Origin of the sequence: Streptosporangium sp. NPDC049046 (genome assembly GCF_040649155.1) — a bacterium.
GTDB lineage: Bacteria > Actinomycetota > Actinomycetes > Streptosporangiales > Streptosporangiaceae > Streptosporangium.
Window position 1 is genome coordinate 247,622 of record NZ_JBEZEZ010000005.1, and the last position, 18,354, is coordinate 265,975.

The following is an 18,354-nucleotide window of genomic DNA, read 5'->3' on the forward strand; positions in this document are numbered from 1 at the left end:
TCCCGTCCAGCGACACGACATACGGGGCGAATTTGGCCAACTCTGGCCATGGGGATCGTTGCCACGCTTGTCTCCGTCGCGGGCTCGTCCACGGTCTCCCAGTCGGGGGACGAACTCGCCACTCTCAGCGCGGCCCGCCGCGGCGCCGCGGGACTCTGGGAGCTGGCCCAGCACATCGACGGGCACTTCCTGCCCTACTACGCCTTCATGCACCTGTGGCTGGAGTTCGGGCAGGCCGAGTGGTGGATGCGCCTGCCCTCGGCGCTCGCGACCGGCGCGGCCACCGCGCTCATCGCCGACCTGGGCCGCCGGCTGAGCTCGCAGCCCGCCGGACTGGCCGCCGCCGCCGTCTACGTCTTCCTGCCCTCGGTCTCCTACCACGGGCAGAACATCCGCTCCTACGCGTTCGCCGCCGCCGCGGCGGTCCTGGCCACCTGGACGCTGTACCGGGCGATCGAGGAGCCGGGGCGGCGCGGCGCCTGGTGGAGATACGCGGCCGCCGTCGCGCTGCTGGGCTGCACGCAGGTGTTCGCGCTGCTCGTCCTCGCCGCCCACCTGCTCGCGGTCGGGACGTACGGGCGGGGCGTCCTGCCCAGGGTGCTCGCCTGCATGGCCGTTGGCTGCGTCCCGGGGGCCGTCTGGACGGCGGTCGGCTTCGCCGAGCGGCACGCGATCAGCTGGATCACCCTGCCGGGACCCGACGTGTTCCTCGCCCTGCCCAAGATGGCCGGGGGCACCGCCCTGGCCGGGTGCGTGGTGCTCGCCGTCGCCGCCGCCGCTCCGTTCCTGGGCTGGAGACACGGCGCCGACCGGCTCTGGATCGTCCTGCTCGGCTCCTGGGCGATTCTGCCGCCCCTGCTGCTGTTCACCCTGTCCCACCTGGTCTCGCCGGTCTACGTCGACCGCTACCTGTTCGCGACGGTGCCCGCGTACGCGCTGCTCGCCGGGCTCACCCTCGCCGCGCTGCCTCACCTGGTCACCGGGATCGCGCTGGCGGGCGTCCTGGCGGCCGGGCTCCCCGGCCAGCTGGACCTGCGCGGGGAGGACGGGCACCACGAGAACTTCCCCCGGGCGGTACGGATCCTCGCGAGCGAGGGCCGGCCGGGGGACGCCCTCCTCTACGGACGTTCCTCCCTGCGCGAGGGCTTTCGCTACTACGACCGGACGCGGCACGGCGGTAAAGGGCTGCCCGACGACGTGCTGCTCGCCGGGCCCGCGCCCCTGTCCCACTCCTTCGGTTACCCGGAGCGCTCCGACGTGGCCGCCGCCGTGGCCGGGCGCGAACGGGTCTGGGTGATCTGGCGGGGCGGGTCGGAGGCGGCCTCGCGCGTCGGCCGGGTGATCACCCTGGTCAAGGAGGGATTCGTCCGGGCCAGGTCCTGGCGGACGGGTCGGGTACCCGGCATGACCGTCGCGCTCTACACCCGCGCGCCGGACGCCGGACGCCGCACGACCGGCGAGACTCCCCTTCCCTGACAGTGAGGATGGAGGTGAACGCCTCCCGGTGAGGTCCGGCTCGTCGCCTGACGAACCATGGGAGCGTCCTTCCGGCGGAGGGCGAACCGTCGGAAGCCCCTCCACGGGGTCGTCGCACGTCCCGGCCCGCCACCGATCAGGTGCCGTCTCACATCACGGACAGCCGTGAAAACGACGACCTCGACAAGTAAGGTGTCATATGTTGTTTTGCACATGACCAAGGAGAGTCGTGACCGCCGATGCCCTGCACGGGCCCGCCGAGCCGTACAAGCCGAGGCTGCCCAGGCCCGGAACGCTGCTGAGAGCGGCCTCCGACGCCATCCCGCCGTCCGGTCTGGTGCTGCTGGCCATCATGTCGGTGCAGGTGGGCGCGGGCCTGGCCAAGGACCTGTTCTCCCAGCTGCCGCCGAGCGCCGTGGTGTTCCTGCGGATCGCGACAGGTGCCCTGATCCTGGGAGCGGTCGTCAGACCCCGGTTGCGCGGCCTGTCCAGGGCGGACATCGGCGCCGGGGTGGCGTTCGGCGTGACGCTGGGCGTGATGAACCTGTCGTTCTACGAGGCGCTGGCCCGGCTGCCGATGGGCATCGCGGTGGCGATCGAGTTCCTCGGCCCGCTCGGCGTCGCGGTGGCGGCCTCGCGCCGCCGCCTCGACCTGTTCTGGGTGGTGCTCGCCGGGTCGGGCGTGGTGCTGCTCGCCCCGTGGGGCGGGGCCGCCTCCAGGATCAGCTGGGCCGGGATCGCCTTCGCCCTGGTGGCGGCGGTCTGCTGGGCCGGCTACATCCTGTTGTCGGCCTCGGTCGGCCGGCGCTTCCCCGGAACGAGCGGCCTCGCCCTGGCGATGATCGTCTCCTGCCTGCTGGTCGCCCCCGTCGGGATCGCCTCGGGTGGCGCCGACCTGCTCCAGCCCGAGCTGCTGCTGATCGGGCTCGGGGTGGGACTGCTGTCGTCGGTCATCCCCTACTCGATCGAGCTGGAGGCGCTGCGCAGGATGCCCAAACGGGTCTTCGGCATCCTGATGAGCATGGAGCCCGCGATGGCCGCGCTGGCCGGGCTGCTGATCCTGGGCGAGGTGCTCCAGATGCGCGAGTGGGCCGCCATCGGCTGCGTGGTCATCGCCAGCGTCGGCGCCACCCGCAGCACCGGCTGAACTCTCGGGTCCCACGCCACCGATTCGGCGACGGCGCCACCCACGGCTCTTCCGACCCGCCCCGACGCTTCTCCGGACATGGCCCCGGCACAGAGGTGAGACGCCGGTGGAGCCGGTGCGATGCCTCGACGAGAATCCTCTCGGGTGGGCCACCGGACTGAGGCGGGAACCCTCACGGGCGGCCGCGGATCCCCGCGTTCACGACGTTCACGAGGGGGAGGATGTCAATCCTCGGGCTGCCCCGGCCGGCTCGCCCAGATGCCGCGGACGTGCCGGATGTGGTCGCGCATCAGCCGCTCGGCGCCGCTCGCGTCCCCCTCCGACAGCAGCGCGAGCAGCGTGAGGTGCTCTCGGGCGGAGTCGGCGAGGACGCCTTGCCGGTGCAGGGAGGACAGGCCGTACAGACGGGCCCGGTTGCGCAGGTCGCGCACCACCTCCACGAGGCGGGAGTTGCCCGCCAGGGCGAGCAGGTCCAGGTGGAAGCGGATGTCGGCGTCGACGTACGCGAGCAGGTCGCCACGCTCGGCGGCGTCGACGATCGCCTGGGCGAGCGGGCGCAGTGTCTCGAAGCTCGGTGCGCGCCCGGCGTCGGCCAGCTGGGCCACCGTGGGCACCTCGATGAGCCTGCGGATCTCGGTCAGCTCGTCCAGATCCCTGTCGGACAGCTCCGTGACCCGGAAGCCCTTGTTGCGTACCGCCTCGACCAGGCCCTCCTTGGCCAGGTCGAGCATGGCCTCGCGCACCGGGGTCGCCGAGACGCCGAACTGGGCGGCGAGCACCGGGGCCGAGTAGACCATGCCCGGCCTCATCTCACCGGTGATCAGGGCCGCCCTGAGCGCGTGGGCCACCTGCTCCCGCAGGCTCTGCCGCTCGCTCACGGGCGGCAGGTCGAGCCGGCCGTCCGCCCTAGGAGCCATACCGGAGCCTCTCGCGTCGCTCACGTCCACGCCTGATCGGCGGAACCCGCCACCCTCCCATCCTCCCAGGCCATCCGCCTGCCTCCGAACACCCGGGGGCCGATCCGCGGGGTACGGCGCCGACGGCGGACCCGCCGGTCACCCGCGTTCGCTCCCCCCGGTTCCGCCGAGGTAGGCCTCGACCACCCGGGGGTCCCGGCGCAGCTCGGCTGCGGGCCCTTCCAGGACGCACTCCCCGCTCTCGATCACGTAGCCGCGGTGGGCGATCCCGAGGGCGGCGACGGCGTTCTGCTCGACGAGCAGCACCGAGGTGCCCTGGGCGTTGACGCCCGCGATGAGCTCCATGATCGAGGCGACCACCAGGGGCGCCAGCCCCATGGAGGGCTCGTCGAGCAGCAGCAGCCGAGGGCCCGTGACGAGCGCCCTGCCGATCGCGAGCATCTGCTGCTCACCGCCCGACAGCGTGCCGCCCTGCTGTGCGCGCCGCTCGGCCAGGCGCGGCAGCAGTTCGTAGACGCGGTCGATCCGCGCGCGGATCTCCGCCTGGTCGCGGACCAGGTAGCCGCCCAGCTGGAGGTTCTCGTGGACGCTGAGCGTGCTGAAGATCCTGCGGCCCTCCGGCACGTGCACCAGGCCGCGCGCGGTGATCCTGTGCGGTTTCCGCCCAGTGATCTCCTTCCCTTCGAAGAGCACCCTGCCGCCACTGGGCCGCAGCAGTCCCGAGACCGCGCAGAGCGTGGTGGTCTTGCCCGCGCCGTTGTTGCCCAGCAGCGCGACGATCTCGCCTTCGGCGACGCCGAGGGACAGTCCGCGCAGGGCGTGTACGCCGCCGTAGTGAACGTCCAGCCCGTCGATGTCAAGCATCGGCGTCTCCCCCGGCCGCGTCACCCGTCGCGTTGTTCTTCGCGTTGTCCTTCGCGTTGTTCTTCGCGCTGTCCTTGCCCGTGCCCTCTTCGACCGCGCCGTCCTTCTCCGTGGTCGTGGCTTCGCCGGTCCCGTCGTTCGCGGAGGTGTCACCACCGAGGTATGCCTCGATGACGGCCGGATCTCGCCGGACGTCCTCGGGGCGGCCGTCGGCGATCTCCCTGCCGAAGTTGAGCACGACCACGCGTTCCGAGACCTCCATGACCAGGCCCATGTCGTGTTCGATGAGCACGATCGCCACCCCCAGCGCCTGGATGCGCCGGATCAGGTCGAGCATCTCGGCCTTCTCGCCGTGATTGAGCCCGGCCGCGGGCTCGTCGAGCAGCAGCAGGTCGGGGCGCCGGGCGAGGGCACGAGCGATCTCGGTGCGGCGCTGCTCCCCGTAGGGAAGGTTCCTCGCCTGTCCGTACCTGTCGCCGCGCAGGCCGACGAAGTCCAGCCAGTGATGGGCCTGCTCGGTGCACTCGCGCTCGGAGCGCCGGTAGCGCGGGGTGTGCAGCAGGGCGTCCAGGACGCTCTGGCGCAGCCACAGGTGCGATCCCGCGCGTACGTTGTCCAGGACCGACAGCTCGCCGAACAGCCGCAGGTTCTGGAAGGTCCGCGCGACGCCCAGACCCGCGATCGCCGAGGGCCGCAGCCCCGGCAGGTCCCTGCCGCGCAGGGTGATCCGGCCCGAGGTCGGCCGGTAGAAGCCGGTGACGCAGTTGAACGCCGACGTCTTGCCCGCCCCGTTGGGCCCGATCACGGAGACGATCTCCGCCTCGCGCACCGAGAACGACAGGCCGTCGATCGCCACCAGCCCGCCGAAGGTCAGGCGCAGGTCGGTCACGCTCAGCAGGCTCACGGGACCTCCTTGGAACGGGCCGGCCAGATCCCCTGCGGCCGCAGGATCATGAAGGCGATGAGCAGTACGCCGAACAGGAAGAACCGGTAGTCGGCGAGGTCGCGCAGGATCTCCGGCAGGATGCTGATCACCACGGCCCCGACGACGACGCCGGGCGTCGATCCCATGCCTCCCAGGACCACGGCCATGAGCACCAGCGCCGACGACAGGAAGGTGAAGCTGCCCGGTGAGATGGCCGACAGCTGCGCGGCGAACAGCACCCCGGCCATGCCGCCCCAGACCGCGCCCGCGATGTAGGCGGCGAGCTTGACCCGGTAGGTGTGCACGCCCATCGCCTCGGCGGCGTCCTCGTCCTCCCGGACGAAACGCCAGGCCCTGCCCAGGCGGGAGCGGCCCAGCCGCGCCGCGCCGAGGACGGCGAGCGAGACGACGACCACGGTGAGGTAGTAGAAGAGCACCGGGCTCTCGACCAGATGCGGGATGCCGTAGATCCCCGAGGGGCCACCGGTGACGTCCAGGTTGTTGGCGGTGATCCGGATGATCTCACCGAAGCCGAGGGTGACGATGGCCAGATAGTCGCTGCGCAGGCGCAGGGTGGGTGCGCCGATCACGATCCCCGCGATGACCGTGGCCACGAGCACTGCGGGGATCGTGGCCGGCAGTGGCAGGTCGAAGCGGGTGGCCAGCACGCCGCTGGTGTAGGCGCCGACCGCGAAGAAGGCGACGTACCCCAGGTCGAGCAGGCCGCAGTAGCCGACCACGATGTTCAGCCCGGCGGCGAGCATCACGGCGATGGCCGCGCTGGTCATGACCGACAGCGCGTACGGCGTGGCGTTGACGAAGGGCGCCAGCAGCGCGATCAGCAGCCCGGCGAGCCCGGCCCACCGGTTCTGCATCAGCTTCGACGCCCTGCTGGGCGGTGAGTCGGTGCCGAGGCGGCGGACCTTGGTCGTCGTGGCTCCCGCGGGCCCGGCAGGCCCGGTGGGTCCGGTGGGTCCGGTGGGTCCGGCGGTCCCGGTCATACCCGCTCCGTGACGCGCTCGCCGAGCAGGCCGGTTGGCCGCACCGTCAGGAACAGGATCAGCACCCCGAAGGCGAACACGTCACGCCACTCACCGCCCAGCCAGAACGTGCCGAACGACTCCAGCAGCCCGAGCAGCAGACCGCCGAGCATCGTGCCCGGGATGTTGCCGATGCCCCCGATGACGGCCGCCGTGAAGGCCTTGAGCCCGATCAGGAAGCCCATCATGAAATCGATCTTGCCGTAGTAGGCACCGGCCATCACGCCCGCGGCCCCCGCGAGCGCCGAGCCGATGAAGAAGGTGCGGGAGATCACCGCGTTGACGTCGATGCCCATCAGCGCGCTGGTGCGCGGGTCCAGCGCGATGGCCCGCATCGCCCTGCCCTCGCGGGTGCGGGTGACCAGCAGGTTGAGCCCGGCCATGAGGAGCACCGCCACGCCGATCAGGACGATCTGCTGCACGGTGAGCCGGGCCCCGAGGATCTCCAGCGAGGTGCCACCCAGCCGTACCGGGTAGACCCGCGGGTCGGCCCCGGCCACCGCGCGCATCCCGTACTCCAGCGCGAAGGAGGCCCCGACCGCGGTGATCAACAGGGACAGCCTCGGGGCGCGGCGGAGCGGGCGGTAGGCGATCCGCTCCAGGGCCACCCCGGCCAGGCCGGTGGCGACCATGGTCGCCAGGAGCACCGCGAGCAGCAGCGGCAGTGCCATCGAGGAGGACACGCCGCCGACCGCGCCGAGGATGGCGAAACCGGCGAACGCGCCGAGCATGTACAGGTCGCCGTGGGCGAAGTTGAGCAGCTTGATGATCCCGTAGACCATGCTGTACCCCAGGGCGACCAGGGCGTAGAACGAGCCGACGAACAGCCCGTTCCAGACGAGCTGCGTCATTTAAGGGCGTCCTGCAGGGCGAACTTGTCGTCCTTGACGACGAGGATCTGGAAGCCGCCGTTCGCCAGGGTGTGCTCGGGAGTGAACTTCAGCGGCCCGGAGAACATCGAGAAGCCGTCGATCGCCTCAAGCGCCGCGATGACCTTGTCGCCGTCGGTGGCGCCCGCCTTGGTGACCGCCTCGGCGGCGAGCCGCACCGCGTCGTAGGCCTGGTTGGAGTACGGGCCCGGCTCGGAGGAGTACTTCTTCTGGTACGCCTCGATCCAGCCCTCGGCGCCCTGGAGGGTGTCGGGCGTCTGGGTCATCGTCGCGTACAGGCCCTCGGCGGCCTCGTCTCCGGCGATCTCGACCAGCTTGGGGGAGACCGAGCCGTCGCCCACCATGATGGAGTCCTTGTATCCGGCCTGCCGGAGCTGACGCGCGATCAGGCCGCCCTCCTGGAAGTAGCCGGTCCAGTAGACGAAGTCGGGCTTCTTGGCCAGCACGTTGGTGATGTTGGCGCTGTAGTCGCTCTCCTTCGGGGTGACCGCCTCGGTGATCACGGCCTCGGCTCCGCCGGGGGCCTCCAGGAGTGCCTGGGTGCGCAGCGCGATGTCCTTGGAGTAACTGGTGTTGTCGTGCATGAGCGCGACGCTCTTGGAACCCTGCTTGGTGATCCACTTCTCAGCGGCCGCGGCCTGCTGGGAGCCCGTGCCGTTGATCAGGAAGACGTGCTTGAGCTTCTGGTCGACCAGCTCCTGGGAGTTGGCGGCCGGGATGATCATCGGGATCCCCGCCTTGCCGAAGATCGGCAGGGTGGGGAGCGTCGCACCGGAGCAGTAACCGCCCACCGAGACGTCGATCCCCTCGGTGACCAGCTTGTTCGCGCCCGCCGCCGCGGACTGGGCGTCGCAGGCGTCGTCGGCGGTCTTCAGCTCCAGCCGTCGGCCGAGCACACCACCCTTGGCGTTGATCTCGTCGATCGCGAGCTGCGCCGCGTTGCTCATGTAGGGGCCGATCGCGGCCTCGCTGCCCGACTGCGGGATCAGCATGCCGAGGACGATCGGCTCGTCCTTCTCCGCGGTCGCCTGGCCCGCGCCTCCGTCACCGAGCAGCCCCTGGCCGCATCCGGTGACCAGGAGACCGAGGGCGGCCAGCGACGTGAAGCACTTCAGGGGGGTGGCACGCATGTGCGGCTCCTCACATCTAGTGATGTGTGATATTGCACGTGTAATGCAAGGACACGTCAAGGGCCGAAACAAGACCGTTAACGTTGGGACGCCGTTTCCCCTCGACGCGGGACCCGGCGCGGGGAGCATCGGAAACGGAGACGTATTCGCAGTTCAGATGGCATGGATCGGTCCGGTGCCCCCTCTCGGTGAAACCCGGTGCTCTCGGGACGCCGATCGTGGGCTCCTCACGCGGAGTGGCCTCCGACCGGCGGGATCGGCGGATCCGGCGGAAGACACCGCGGCCGGTCAGGCGATGGTCCGGATCCCCCCCCGGGAGGCCTCCGCCGACATTCCCACCGTCGGACGGCGAACCGGATCCCTGCCCGGGTCGAAGTCGTCAGAGTCGTCAGAGGAGGAAACCTCCGGGGAACGGGTCGCGGGGGTCGAGGAAGTACTGGGCGGTGCCGGTGACCCACGCACGCCCGGTGATCGTGGGAACCACCGCGGGCAGGCCCCCCACCTCCGTCCGGGCCACGAGCCGCCCGACGAAGCGGGTGCCGATGAACGACTCGTTCACGAAGCCGGTCTCCAGAGGCAGCTCGCCCCTGGCGTGCAGCTGGGCCATCCGGGCGCTGGTGCCGGTGCCGCACGGCGAACGGTCGAACCAGCCGGGGTGGATCGCCATCGCGTGCCGCGAGTGCCCGGCGTCGGAACCTGGCGCGACGAACTGCACGTGGTGGCAGCCGCGGATGCCGGGGTCCAGCGGATGGACGGGCTCGTCCCGCTCGTTGATCGCCTCCATGATCGCCAGGCCCGCGTCGAGGATCCGCTGCTTGTGCGCGCGATCGAACGGCAGGCCCACCGACTCGATGGGCAGGATCGCGTAGTAGTTGCCGCCGTAGGCCAGGTCGTAGACGACCTCCCCGAGGCCGGGCACCTTGACCGCGCGGTCCAGCCCGGCGCTGAAGGAGGGCACGTTGGTGATGGTCACCTCCGTGGCGGCGCCGTCCTCGACCCTGACCTCGGCGACGACCAGCCCTGCCGGGGTGTCCAGCCGGATGACGGTGACCGGCTCGGCGACCTCGACCATCCCGGTCTCGACCAGGACGGTGGCGACGCCGATGGTGCCGTGCCCGCACATGGGCAGGCAACCGGAGACCTCGATGTAGAGCACGCCGAAGTCGGCGTCCGGCCGGGTGGGCGGTTGCAGGATGGCCCCGCTCATCGCCGAGTGACCGCGCGGCTCGTACATGAGCAGGGTGCGGACATGGTCCATCTCGGCGAGGAAGTGCTCGCGCCGCTCGGCCATGGTCGAGCCGGGGATGACCCCCACTCCCCCGGTGATCACTCGGGTGGGCATGCCCTCGGTGTGGGAGTCCACCGCGTGGAAGATCCTCTTCGTTCTCATCGACGCTCCTCGCGGGAAGGGATGTGGGGGCGCTCCACCGGACCGTCGCACGACCTTGCCGGGGGAGGGCAGATCCGGCGGGAGCCGGTCACCGGGCGGCGATACCGGGGCGACGTCCGGGGACGGCCCACTAACGCAGCCCCTCGGCGAGGGCCTTCTCCGTCGCGGCGCGTACGGCGGCCTCCTGTTCGGGCACCAGGGCGAGCCTGGGCGGGCGGCACGGGCCACCGCGGCGGCCGGCCAGGTCCATGGAGAGCTTGATCGCCTGGACGAACACCGGTCTGGAGTCCCAGCGAAGCAGCGGGTGCAGCGCGCGGTAGAGCGGAAGCGCGGTGGCCGTGTCCCCCGCGGCCGCCGCCCGGTACAGGGCGACGGTCGACTCGGGCAGCGCGTTGGGGAATCCGGCCACCCAGCCGACCGCCCCGGCGGTGACCAGCTCCAGCAGTACGTCGTCGGCCCCGGCCAGCACGTCCAGCCCGGGGGCGAGCTCGGCGATCTCGTAGATCCGCCGGACGTCACCACTGAACTCCTTCACCCCGACGATCAGGCCCTCGGCGTGCAGGGTGGCCAGCAACCGGGGGGTGAGGTCCACCCTGGTGTCGAAGGGGTTGTTGTAGGCCACCACCGGCAGACCGGCCGCGGCCACCTCGCGGTAGTGCTCCACCACGGTCCTGTCGTCGGCGCGGTAGGCGTTCGGCGGGAGCAGCATCACCGCGCGGCACCCGGCCTCACCTGCCTGCTCGGCCCAGCGGCGGGCCTCCAGGGCGCCGTAGGCCGCGACACCCGGCATGACGCGGTCGCCGCCCACGGCGGCGACCGCGGTCTCCACGACCGAGGCCCGCTCCCGGGAGGTGAGCGTCTGGTACTCGCCCAGCGATCCGTTCGGCACGACGCCGTCGCACCCGGAGGCGACCAGCCACCGGCAGTGCTCGGCGTAGCCGTCCAGGTCGACGGAGAGGTCCGCGCCCAGGGGCAGCGCGGTGGCCACCGTCACACCGTGCCAGGGCTTCGCGGGGGTCGTCATCGTTCGTCCTTCCGAGGGGGTTCGGGCCGATCCGTCGCCGGGGCCGGCGGAGGTTCCGCACGTGCCGGACGCGGGAGAACCTCCGGTGCGCCCGTCTCCGCGAAGGTCTCCGCCTCCTCCGGGGCCGGCAGGGCCTCCCCTCGGCCGGGGGAGGCGGACGTCGCCGCGGCGAGGTCGCCGAGCCTGACGGGCTGGGCGATCGGGCGCCGGGGCGGCGCGGGGTCCTCCCCGGCGAGGCACGCGACCGCGTAGCCGCACATCCTGCCCTGGCACCACCCCATCCCCGGGCGCGCGAGAAGCTTGACGGAGCGCGCGTCGGCGGCCCCCATGGCCTGTGCCCGGCGTACGGCCGACAGGGGAACCTCCTCGCAGCGGCACACGAGGGTGTCCTCGCGGAGCCAATCCTGCCAGCCGGCCCGTACCGGGTAGGCCTCCTGCAAAGCGTGCGCGAAGGTGGAGAGCTGGGCCGCGCGGCGGGTCAGGGCCGGATCCGGAGGAACCGGGCGGCCCAGGTCGGCGGCGGCGGACCGGCCCGCGACGCGTCCCTCCACCTCGGCGAGCACGGCCCCGCCGACACCGGTGGACTCCCCCGCCGCGTAGACGCCGGGCACGCTGGTGCGCATGCCCGCGTCCACCGCGACGACCGGGCTGCCGTCGGGGTCGCGGCGGGTGGCGCAGTCCAGCTGGACCGGCAGGTCGAGCTGGGGGACGAATCCGTAGCCGCAGGCGAGGGTGTCGCACTCGACGGTCCTCGTCGCCGTCGGCCGCCAGTCGCCGTCCAGGCTCGCCACGGTGACGTGGGTCAGCGCGGTGTCGCCGTGCGCGGCGATTACCGCCTCGCGGCGGCGGTACGGGATCCGGTGGCGGGCCAGGCGCGCCCCGTACCCGAGTGCCTCCCCCACCCGGCCCGCGGCGAGCAGCGGGTGCCTGGCGAGCCCGAACCCGCCGTTCGCCTCGTGGACGCCGAGCACCCGCACCCCGGCGTCCGCCAGGCCCGCGGCGACGGGCAGCAGGAACGGGCCGGTGCCGGCGACCACGACCCTGCTTCCCGCACCGACCAGGTCGCCCTTGAGCAGTGCCTGCGCGCCACCCGCGGTGAGCACCCCCGGCAGGTCCCAGCCAGGGAACGGCAGCGGCCGGTCGTACGCGCCGGTGGCGATCAGCAGCCCTCGCGCGGTCACCGTGCGGGGCCGCTCCTCGCGGTCTCCCTCCAGGCACCGTACGGTGATCGTGCCGTCCGCGCGTTCGACCGCCCAGACCCGGTGGCGCAGGAGCACCTCGGCGCGCTCGCGAAGCGTCTCCCACTGGCGGGTGAACCTGTCGAGCCCGTGGTGCAGCGCGCCGGGCCGCGCGGCGCGGAAGCCCTCGGCGGGGCGCCGGAAGTACTGGCCGCCCGGCCTGGCGGCCCCGTCGACCAGTACGACGTCCAGCCCTGAGAGGGCCGCGGTGAGCGCGCCCGCGACCCCGGCCGGACCGGCACCGATCACGGCGAGATCGTGAATCCGCGTCATCGGCCGCTCACCCCTCCCTCCGCGTGTCGGAGACGCCGGGAGCACGAGGAGGGGGCGCGCCCGGGACGTCCTCCTCCGTACCGGAGGTGCAGGAATCACGGGAGACGTCCACATCCGGAGCGCACGCCCGCTCCCCCGGTCCGGCTCCGGCCTCGTCCCCCGGGTCTCGCGGGGCCTCCCGCGCGCCACGGGAAGGCGGTGGAGGACCGTCGGTGGTCACCCGGTCTCCCGGGAGCGCCTCGGTCAGGCAGGCGCGCAGGGAGGGGGTTCCGTTCACCGTGACCAGGCAGTCGAAACAGACCCCGATGCCGCAGAACAGCCCGCGCGCTCGCCCGGCGAACCTGGTGGTGCGCCAGGAGCGGATGCCCGCGCCGTGCATGGCGGCGCCGAGGCTCTGGCCGGGGATCACCGGGACGGGAGCACCGTCCACGCTGATCTCGAACTCCGGCTCGGGCCGCGCCCCCACCAGGCGGTACGGATCCCTCATCGGGCACCTCCGCGGGAAGGGCCCCGGCTGCGGCCTCGGTTCCAGTTCGGACTCCGCCCCGGCCCCGGACCTCGGCTCGAGCTCAGGCTCCGCTTCGGCCTCGGAGCTCGGCTCGAGCTCAGGCTCCGCTTCGGCCTCGGAGCTCGGCTCGGGTTCCGGCTCGGGTTCCGGCTCGGGGAGCAGGTCAAGACGCCTCCCGGGTGAAGCGGTCGGGACGGAAGGGGGTGAGGTCCAGGTCGGGGCCGAGGCCGGTCAGGAGCTGGGCGATCAGGTGGCCGGTGGCCGGGGCCAGGCCGATGCCCGCCCCCTCGTGACCGCAGGCGTGGTAGAGCCCCCGAACTCGGGGGTCCTCCCCGATCACCGGGAGATGGTCCGGGCAGTAGGGGCGGAAACCGCAGTAGGCGCGGATCACCCGGTACGCCGCCAGGGCGGGGAACAGCTCCACGGCCTGACGGGCGAGACGTTCGAGCACCGGGACCGACATCGTGCGGTCGAAGCCGACCCGTTCGCGGCTGGCGCCGATGAGCACGGGCCCCGACGGGGTGCTCTCCACGACGGCGGACGTCTGCAGCCCTTCCGCGTCGCTGGCCACTGCGGTGACGTAGGCGGCGGTGTAGACCTTGTGCCTGATCAACGGCCCGGCGAGCGGCTCGGTGACCAGGACGAAGCCGCGCCTGGGCAGGATCGGGACGTGCGCGCCGGCGAGCGCGGCGAGTTCGCCGCCCCAGGTGCCCGCGGCGTTGACGACGGCTCCGGCGAGGATGTCACCGTGGTCGGTGGTGACCCCGGCGATCCGGCCGCCGCCCGTGACGAAGCCGGTCACCGTGACGCCCGTGCGCAGCATCAGGGCGCCGCGGCCGAACCGTTCCGCGCCTCTCCGGATGAGGGAGGCCGCCGCCAGCATGGGCTGGACCTGGGCGTCCTGCGGGTAGAACACGCCACCGGCGAGCCCTTTCGCCAGGTGGGGCTCGTAGTCGCCGAGTTCCCCCGCGGCGACGGCGACGTGCTCGACCCCCTGTTTTCCCGCCAGGTCGGTGAGCGCCGCCAGGATCTCGTCCGTCTCGGCCACCACCAGGCCGCCCTTGGCCTCGAACTCGAACCCGCCGCCCGTGACGGGCCGGTCCACGACGCCCGCTCCCCCACCGCCCGGTCCGGCGTCGACGCGCTCGTCCCCCGGTGCGCCGTTTCGGTGCCCGCCCTCTGGCGCGGCCCCCGCCAGGTCGCGCCAGAGCCGGTTGGAGAGCAGCGCCAGGTCGAGTTCGGGTCCCGGCTCCTTGTCGGAGACCAGGATGTTGCCCTCGCCCGCACCGGTCGTACCGCCCGCCACCGCCCCCCGGTCGACGACCACGACGTCCAGGCCCGCGCGGGCGGCGTAGTAGGCGCAGGCGGCCCCCACGACCCCGGCACCGACGACCACGACGTCCGGCATCTCTCACCTCGTTCCCGCACCTCGGGCCCGTCAGTACTATGTCACATACCTTTGAACGGATCAATGCGCCTAAACGGACATCACGCGCAAAACTTCGGCTCAAGCCCACCTCTACCCTCAGGGGCGTACGGCACGCCGTCCCGTGGTACGCGCCTCGCGCCCGGTGGCCGCCACCCGGGGTCCGCCAGGGTCCGCCGGGGTCCACGGTGGGACCACCCCCCTCGCCGCCTAGCATGTGAGCCGTGAACCACCTCCTTGACCAGGCTCGCCGGTATGCCGCCGGATCGGCGCGAATCGTGGGGCCGCCGACCTTCCTCACCCTGCGCCGCTGGGCGCTGGCGGCGGTCGTCGTCAACGTCGGGATCACGGTGACGGGCGCCGCGGTGCGGGTCAGCGGATCCGGCCTGGGCTGTCCCACCTGGCCACGGTGCACGCCGGAGAGCTTCATCCCGGTGGCCCACGACGAGATCTCACCGCTGAACATGGCTATCGAGTTCGGCAACCGGCTGCTCACCTTCCTGGTACTCGCGGTCGGCGTGGCCTGCCTGATCGCCGCCCTGCGGCTACCGGCCCGCCGCCCCGACCTGGTGAGGCTGGCCTGGCTGCAGCCGATCGGCGTGGCCTTCCAGGGACTCTGGGGCGGCCTGGTCGTGCGCAGCGCGCTCAACCCGGTCACCGTGAGCGTGCACTTCCTCGCCTCCATCGGCATGATCGCCGCGGCGTACGCGCTGTACGCCCGCGCCGGCCTGAACGAGAGCCCGGGCGACGGCTCCCCACCCCGGCAGCGGATCCACCGCCATGTCCGCACGCTCGTCTTCGGGCTCGTCGCCGCCGTGTTCACCCTGCTCGTGGTGGGCGTGGTGGTGACCGGCACCGGGCCGCACTCGGGCGACGAGATGGCCTCCAGGTTCGGCTTCGACATCGAGACCGTGGCGAGGATCCACGCCGACGTCGCCTACGTGGTGATCGGCCTCACCTTCGCGCTGGCGTTCGCGCTGCACATCACCGACGCGCCCGGGTACGCCCGGCGGACCGCGTGGACGCTGCTGGGCGTGGAGGCCGCGCAGGGGGTCATCGGATACGTCCAGTACTTCCTGGGCGTGCCCGCGGCCCTGGTCAACCTGCACGTGCTCGGCGCGACCCTGGTCTGGGTCTGCACGCTGCGGGTGGTCTTCGCGACCGGCTCACCCAGGCCGCGGGACGCCTCGGAGGCGGTCACCGGCGAGCTCGACGCCGTCCGCGTCTGAGGCCCTGTGACGCGGACGTGACGCGCCCCCGCGGACGAGGGCCGCGTCCCCCATCTCCCCCGCGCATGAGCCGACCGTGACGCGCGCCCGCGTCCGAGCCGGTCCGAGGCCCGGCCCCGCGCTCCGATCCGGTGCGGGAAAGGTGATCCTCCACACAGGATCGGACGCGGCCACCGACCCGCGACGACAGGACGGATGTCGCGGGTGCGAACACGCCCGGTGGAACCAGCCCGGTGGAACTAGTGGAACGGCCCGCCCGGCGGCGGGCGACCGGGACCCCCCTGAGGATGACCGGGGAGGCCACCCTGCGGATAAGGGGGGCCGTCCTGCGGGTAGGACGGGCCGGAGGCGTGGCCGGCCGGAGCGTTCCCCGTGGCGGGCGGCCCGGAAAACTGGGCGCGGGCACCGGCCATGCACTCCAGCAGCGCCCGCTGCTCCTCGTTGAAGGTGGGCTCGTCGATCACGTGGCCCCTGGCCCGCTCATGGAGCAGACCGAGCTCGGTGGCCGCGAGCTGGTAGTCGCTCATCGCCCGCAGGGCCGTCCTGCCCCCGTGCTGCTTGGCCCACTGCCGGGCGTGGCGGCGCCCCTGCAGGGAGGAGAGCATCACCACGTCGCCCGCGGACACCAGCCCCGTCGCCCAGTAGGCGGGCAGGTAGGTCTGGATGAGCCCGATGATGCGCTTGCGGTCGCGGAAGATGATCCAGATCAGCACGAACAGCACGACCATCAGCAGCAGGTAGGCGACGGCCAGGCCGCCGAGGCCCGCGTAGGAGACGAAGCCGTTCCAGATGCCGTGCAGCAGCATCGCGCCGACCCACCCGGCCGCGATGACGAAGAGCCGCCCGGGCCCCCGGCGCTGCGCCGCGTAGGCCACCGCGACACCGATCATGGAGGTGAACAGCGGGTGGGCGAACGGCGAGAGGACCCCGCGCAGCACCACGGTCACCGCCAGGCCCTGCGCGCCCAGCTCGTTGAGCGCGGCCACGTAGTAGCTGACGTTCTCGCTCATGGCGAAGCCGAGGCCGACCATGCTGGCGTAGATGATGCCGTCGGTGGGCCCGTCCAGCTCGGCGCGCCTGAACCTGAGCAGGCCCAGCAGGACCAGGCCCTTCATCGTCTCCTCGACCACGGGCGCGCCGAAGGTGGCGGCGATGTTGCGCGCGTAGTCGTAGCCCAGCTGGACGGTGTTCTCGATGTAGACCAGGTTGAAGGAGTTGATCACTCCGGCGACCAGGACCGCGACCCCCGCGCCCCAGGCGAACGCGAAGATCAGGTTGCCGCGCGGCTCGGGCTCGATGCGGTCGAGCGCCAGCACCGCGGCCAGCAACACGGGAACGGGCGCCAGCGCGAGGCACAGGGCGATGAAGAAGTAGACCGGATCGCCGTTCAGCACGTCGAAGGAGAACGACACCAGGGCGCACACCCCGGTGAGGACGAGCCCGACGATCAGTCCGACCGACGGACGGTCCCTGAGCACCCAGCGGGGGTCACGGCCGGCCATGTGGCCACCGTAACCCTTGGTGTCCACCCCACGACTCGAATCGGGAGATTATCGGCCGAAGGTTGCCACACTTCGCCCCGCCACCCCTCGGCCGCCCCCCGCCAGGAAACGGACGATGCCGGACGGGAACCTCGAATCCGTGGACCGTGCCGGGCGATGAGCCGCGCTCGCGGCCGGAACCGGAATCAGGCTCCCGGGATTTACCGAAGACCACGAAACACCCTCCCCACGGTCAGGCCCACCCCAGGCCGGTCAAGAGAACATCTTCCCCCGGGAGACGTCTCCCCCGTCGCCGGGGCACGGAAACGGGCACCGCCCGAGGAGACCGCGCGAGACGATCCGGATCTCAGACGAGCATCGAGTCGATGGCGACGGCCAGGAAGAGCAGCGCCAGATAGGCGTTGGACCAGTGGAAGAAGCGCATCGGGCGCAGGTCGACACCGGTCTTGCCCGCGTTGACCCGGGCCAGGAGGCGGTGGACCTCCCACAGGCAGGCGGCGCCGAGGACGACGGCCACCGCGGGGTAGAGAAGGGTGGTCCCGGCCACCGGCCACAGCAGCAGCGAGCACAACACCGTGGCCCAGGTGTAGACGATGCTCTCCAGCACCACGCGGCGCTCCGTGGCGACCACGGGGAGCATGGGCACCTTCGCCGCCGCGTAGTCCTCCCGGTAGCGCATCGCGAGGGTCCAGGTGTGCGGCGGCGTCCAGAAGAACACCACGCCGAAGAGCACCACGGGGGCCCAGTCGAGGCGGCCGGTGACACCCGCCCAGCCGATCAGCACGGGCATGCAGCCGGCGAGGCCTCCCCACACCACGTTCTGCGAGGTCCGGCGCTTGAGGATCATCGAGTAGACGAGCACGTAGAACAGGTTCGCGGCCAGCGACAGGCCGGCGGCGAGCCAGTTCACCGCCAGGCCGAGCCCAACGGTGGACACCACGCCGAGGATGAGCCCGAAGATCAGCGCGTTCGTCGGCGGCACCAGGTCGCGGGCGAGCGGGCGGCGCCGGGTGCGGCGCATGGCGGCGTCGATGTCGCGGTCGATGTAGCAGTTCAGCGCGTTCGCGCTGCCTGCCGACAGGGTGCCGAACACCAGGGTGTTGACCGCGATCCACAGCGGCGGCAGCCCCTTGGCGGCCAGGAACATCACCGGCAGCGTCGTGATCAGCAGCAGCTCGATGATCCGCGGCTTCGTGAGGGCGACGTAGGCCTTCACGACGTCGCCGAAGGAGCGCGGCGCGGCCTCGGTGGCCGTGCCCGCCTCGGGCGGGGCCGTCGATTGCTTGTCGGTGAGCACCATCTAAGGTGCTTCCAGCACGTGCGGGGTCAACGCGTAACCTCTGATTAGAGCGGATCCGTGAATGCGGGCACCAGC

The 18,354-nt window shown here is 72.1% G+C and carries 16 protein-coding genes; 3 read left to right on the forward strand and 13 right to left on the reverse strand.

All coding sequences use genetic code 11. The features are described from left to right. The first annotated feature begins 48 nt into the window (after positions 1–48). Positions 49–1,476, forward strand: coding sequence for a glycosyltransferase family 39 protein (locus AB0B96_RS09265; protein ID WP_362897320.1), 1,428 nt, complete (start codon positions 49–51; stop codon positions 1,474–1,476). A gap of 229 nt (positions 1,477–1,705) precedes the next feature. Further along, complete coding sequence (locus AB0B96_RS09270) at positions 1,706–2,623, forward strand: EamA family transporter (protein WP_362897321.1); 918 nt, start codon at positions 1,706–1,708, stop codon at positions 2,621–2,623. 224 nt (positions 2,624–2,847) lie between these two features. Here AB0B96_RS09270 and AB0B96_RS09275 read toward each other — a convergent pair whose 3' ends face one another. The 11 genes from AB0B96_RS09275 to AB0B96_RS09325 all read right to left on the reverse strand — a co-directional run bounded on the left by AB0B96_RS09275 (position 2,848) and on the right by AB0B96_RS09325 (position 14,230). Next, the gene (locus AB0B96_RS09275; protein WP_362897322.1) at positions 2,848–3,540 is read right to left on the reverse strand and encodes a GntR family transcriptional regulator; all 693 of its coding nucleotides are present in this window, start codon (positions 3,538–3,540) and stop codon (positions 2,848–2,850) included. 138 nt (positions 3,541–3,678) lie between these two features. After that, positions 3,679–4,404, reverse strand: coding sequence for an ABC transporter ATP-binding protein (locus tag AB0B96_RS09280; protein ID WP_362897323.1), 726 nt, complete (start codon positions 4,402–4,404; stop codon positions 3,679–3,681). Continuing rightward, complete coding sequence (locus AB0B96_RS09285) at positions 4,397–5,308, reverse strand: ABC transporter ATP-binding protein (RefSeq protein WP_362897324.1); 912 nt, start codon at positions 5,306–5,308, stop codon at positions 4,397–4,399. The genes AB0B96_RS09280 and AB0B96_RS09285 overlap by 8 nt, the downstream gene beginning before the upstream one ends. Then, positions 5,305–6,330 (reverse strand): branched-chain amino acid ABC transporter permease, encoded by a 1,026-nt coding sequence (locus AB0B96_RS09290; protein ID WP_362897325.1) that lies wholly within the window; start codon positions 6,328–6,330, stop codon positions 5,305–5,307. Before AB0B96_RS09290 ends, AB0B96_RS09285 begins: the two co-directional genes overlap by 4 nt. Further along, positions 6,327–7,220: a branched-chain amino acid ABC transporter permease gene (locus tag AB0B96_RS09295; protein WP_350947752.1), complete on the reverse strand. Its 894-nt coding sequence runs from the start codon at positions 7,218–7,220 to the stop codon at positions 6,327–6,329. The genes AB0B96_RS09290 and AB0B96_RS09295 overlap by 4 nt, the downstream gene beginning before the upstream one ends. Beyond that, positions 7,217–8,389: a branched-chain amino acid ABC transporter substrate-binding protein gene (locus tag AB0B96_RS09300; protein ID WP_362897326.1), complete on the reverse strand. Its 1,173-nt coding sequence runs from the start codon at positions 8,387–8,389 to the stop codon at positions 7,217–7,219. The genes AB0B96_RS09295 and AB0B96_RS09300 overlap by 4 nt, the downstream gene beginning before the upstream one ends. A gap of 388 nt (positions 8,390–8,777) precedes the next feature. Continuing rightward, entirely contained in the window at positions 8,778–9,779 is a 1,002-nt protein-coding gene (locus AB0B96_RS09305; RefSeq protein ID WP_362897327.1) for a proline racemase family protein, read from the reverse strand. Between the two features lie 130 nt (positions 9,780–9,909). Then, positions 9,910–10,803, reverse strand: coding sequence for a dihydrodipicolinate synthase family protein (locus AB0B96_RS09310; RefSeq protein ID WP_362897328.1), 894 nt, complete (start codon positions 10,801–10,803; stop codon positions 9,910–9,912). Further along, the gene (locus AB0B96_RS09315) at positions 10,800–12,314 is read right to left on the reverse strand and encodes an FAD/NAD(P)-binding oxidoreductase (protein WP_362897329.1); all 1,515 of its coding nucleotides are present in this window, start codon (positions 12,312–12,314) and stop codon (positions 10,800–10,802) included. The genes AB0B96_RS09310 and AB0B96_RS09315 overlap by 4 nt, the downstream gene beginning before the upstream one ends. 7 nt (positions 12,315–12,321) lie before the next feature. Beyond that, a complete protein-coding gene (locus AB0B96_RS09320; RefSeq protein ID WP_362897330.1) occupies positions 12,322–12,801 on the reverse strand; it encodes a (2Fe-2S)-binding protein in 480 nt (159 codons plus the stop codon). A gap of 184 nt (positions 12,802–12,985) precedes the next feature. Further along, positions 12,986–14,230: an FAD-dependent oxidoreductase gene (locus tag AB0B96_RS09325; RefSeq protein WP_362897331.1), complete on the reverse strand. Its 1,245-nt coding sequence runs from the start codon at positions 14,228–14,230 to the stop codon at positions 12,986–12,988. Positions 14,231–14,472: 242 nt separating this feature from the next. Here AB0B96_RS09325 and AB0B96_RS09330 point away from each other — a divergent pair, with 242 nt between their 5' ends. Further along, positions 14,473–15,477: a COX15/CtaA family protein gene (locus AB0B96_RS09330; RefSeq protein ID WP_362897332.1), complete on the forward strand. Its 1,005-nt coding sequence runs from the start codon at positions 14,473–14,475 to the stop codon at positions 15,475–15,477. Positions 15,478–15,716: 239 nt separating this feature from the next. Here AB0B96_RS09330 and AB0B96_RS09335 read toward each other — a convergent pair whose 3' ends face one another. Both AB0B96_RS09335 and AB0B96_RS09340 read right to left on the reverse strand, forming a co-directional pair. Next, the gene (locus AB0B96_RS09335) at positions 15,717–16,979 is read right to left on the reverse strand and encodes a PrsW family intramembrane metalloprotease (RefSeq protein WP_362897333.1); all 1,263 of its coding nucleotides are present in this window, start codon (positions 16,977–16,979) and stop codon (positions 15,717–15,719) included. 346 nt (positions 16,980–17,325) lie between these two features. Next, a complete protein-coding gene (locus AB0B96_RS09340; protein ID WP_350947761.1) occupies positions 17,326–18,279 on the reverse strand; it encodes a heme o synthase in 954 nt (317 codons plus the stop codon). Between the last annotated feature and the right edge of the window lie 75 nt (positions 18,280–18,354).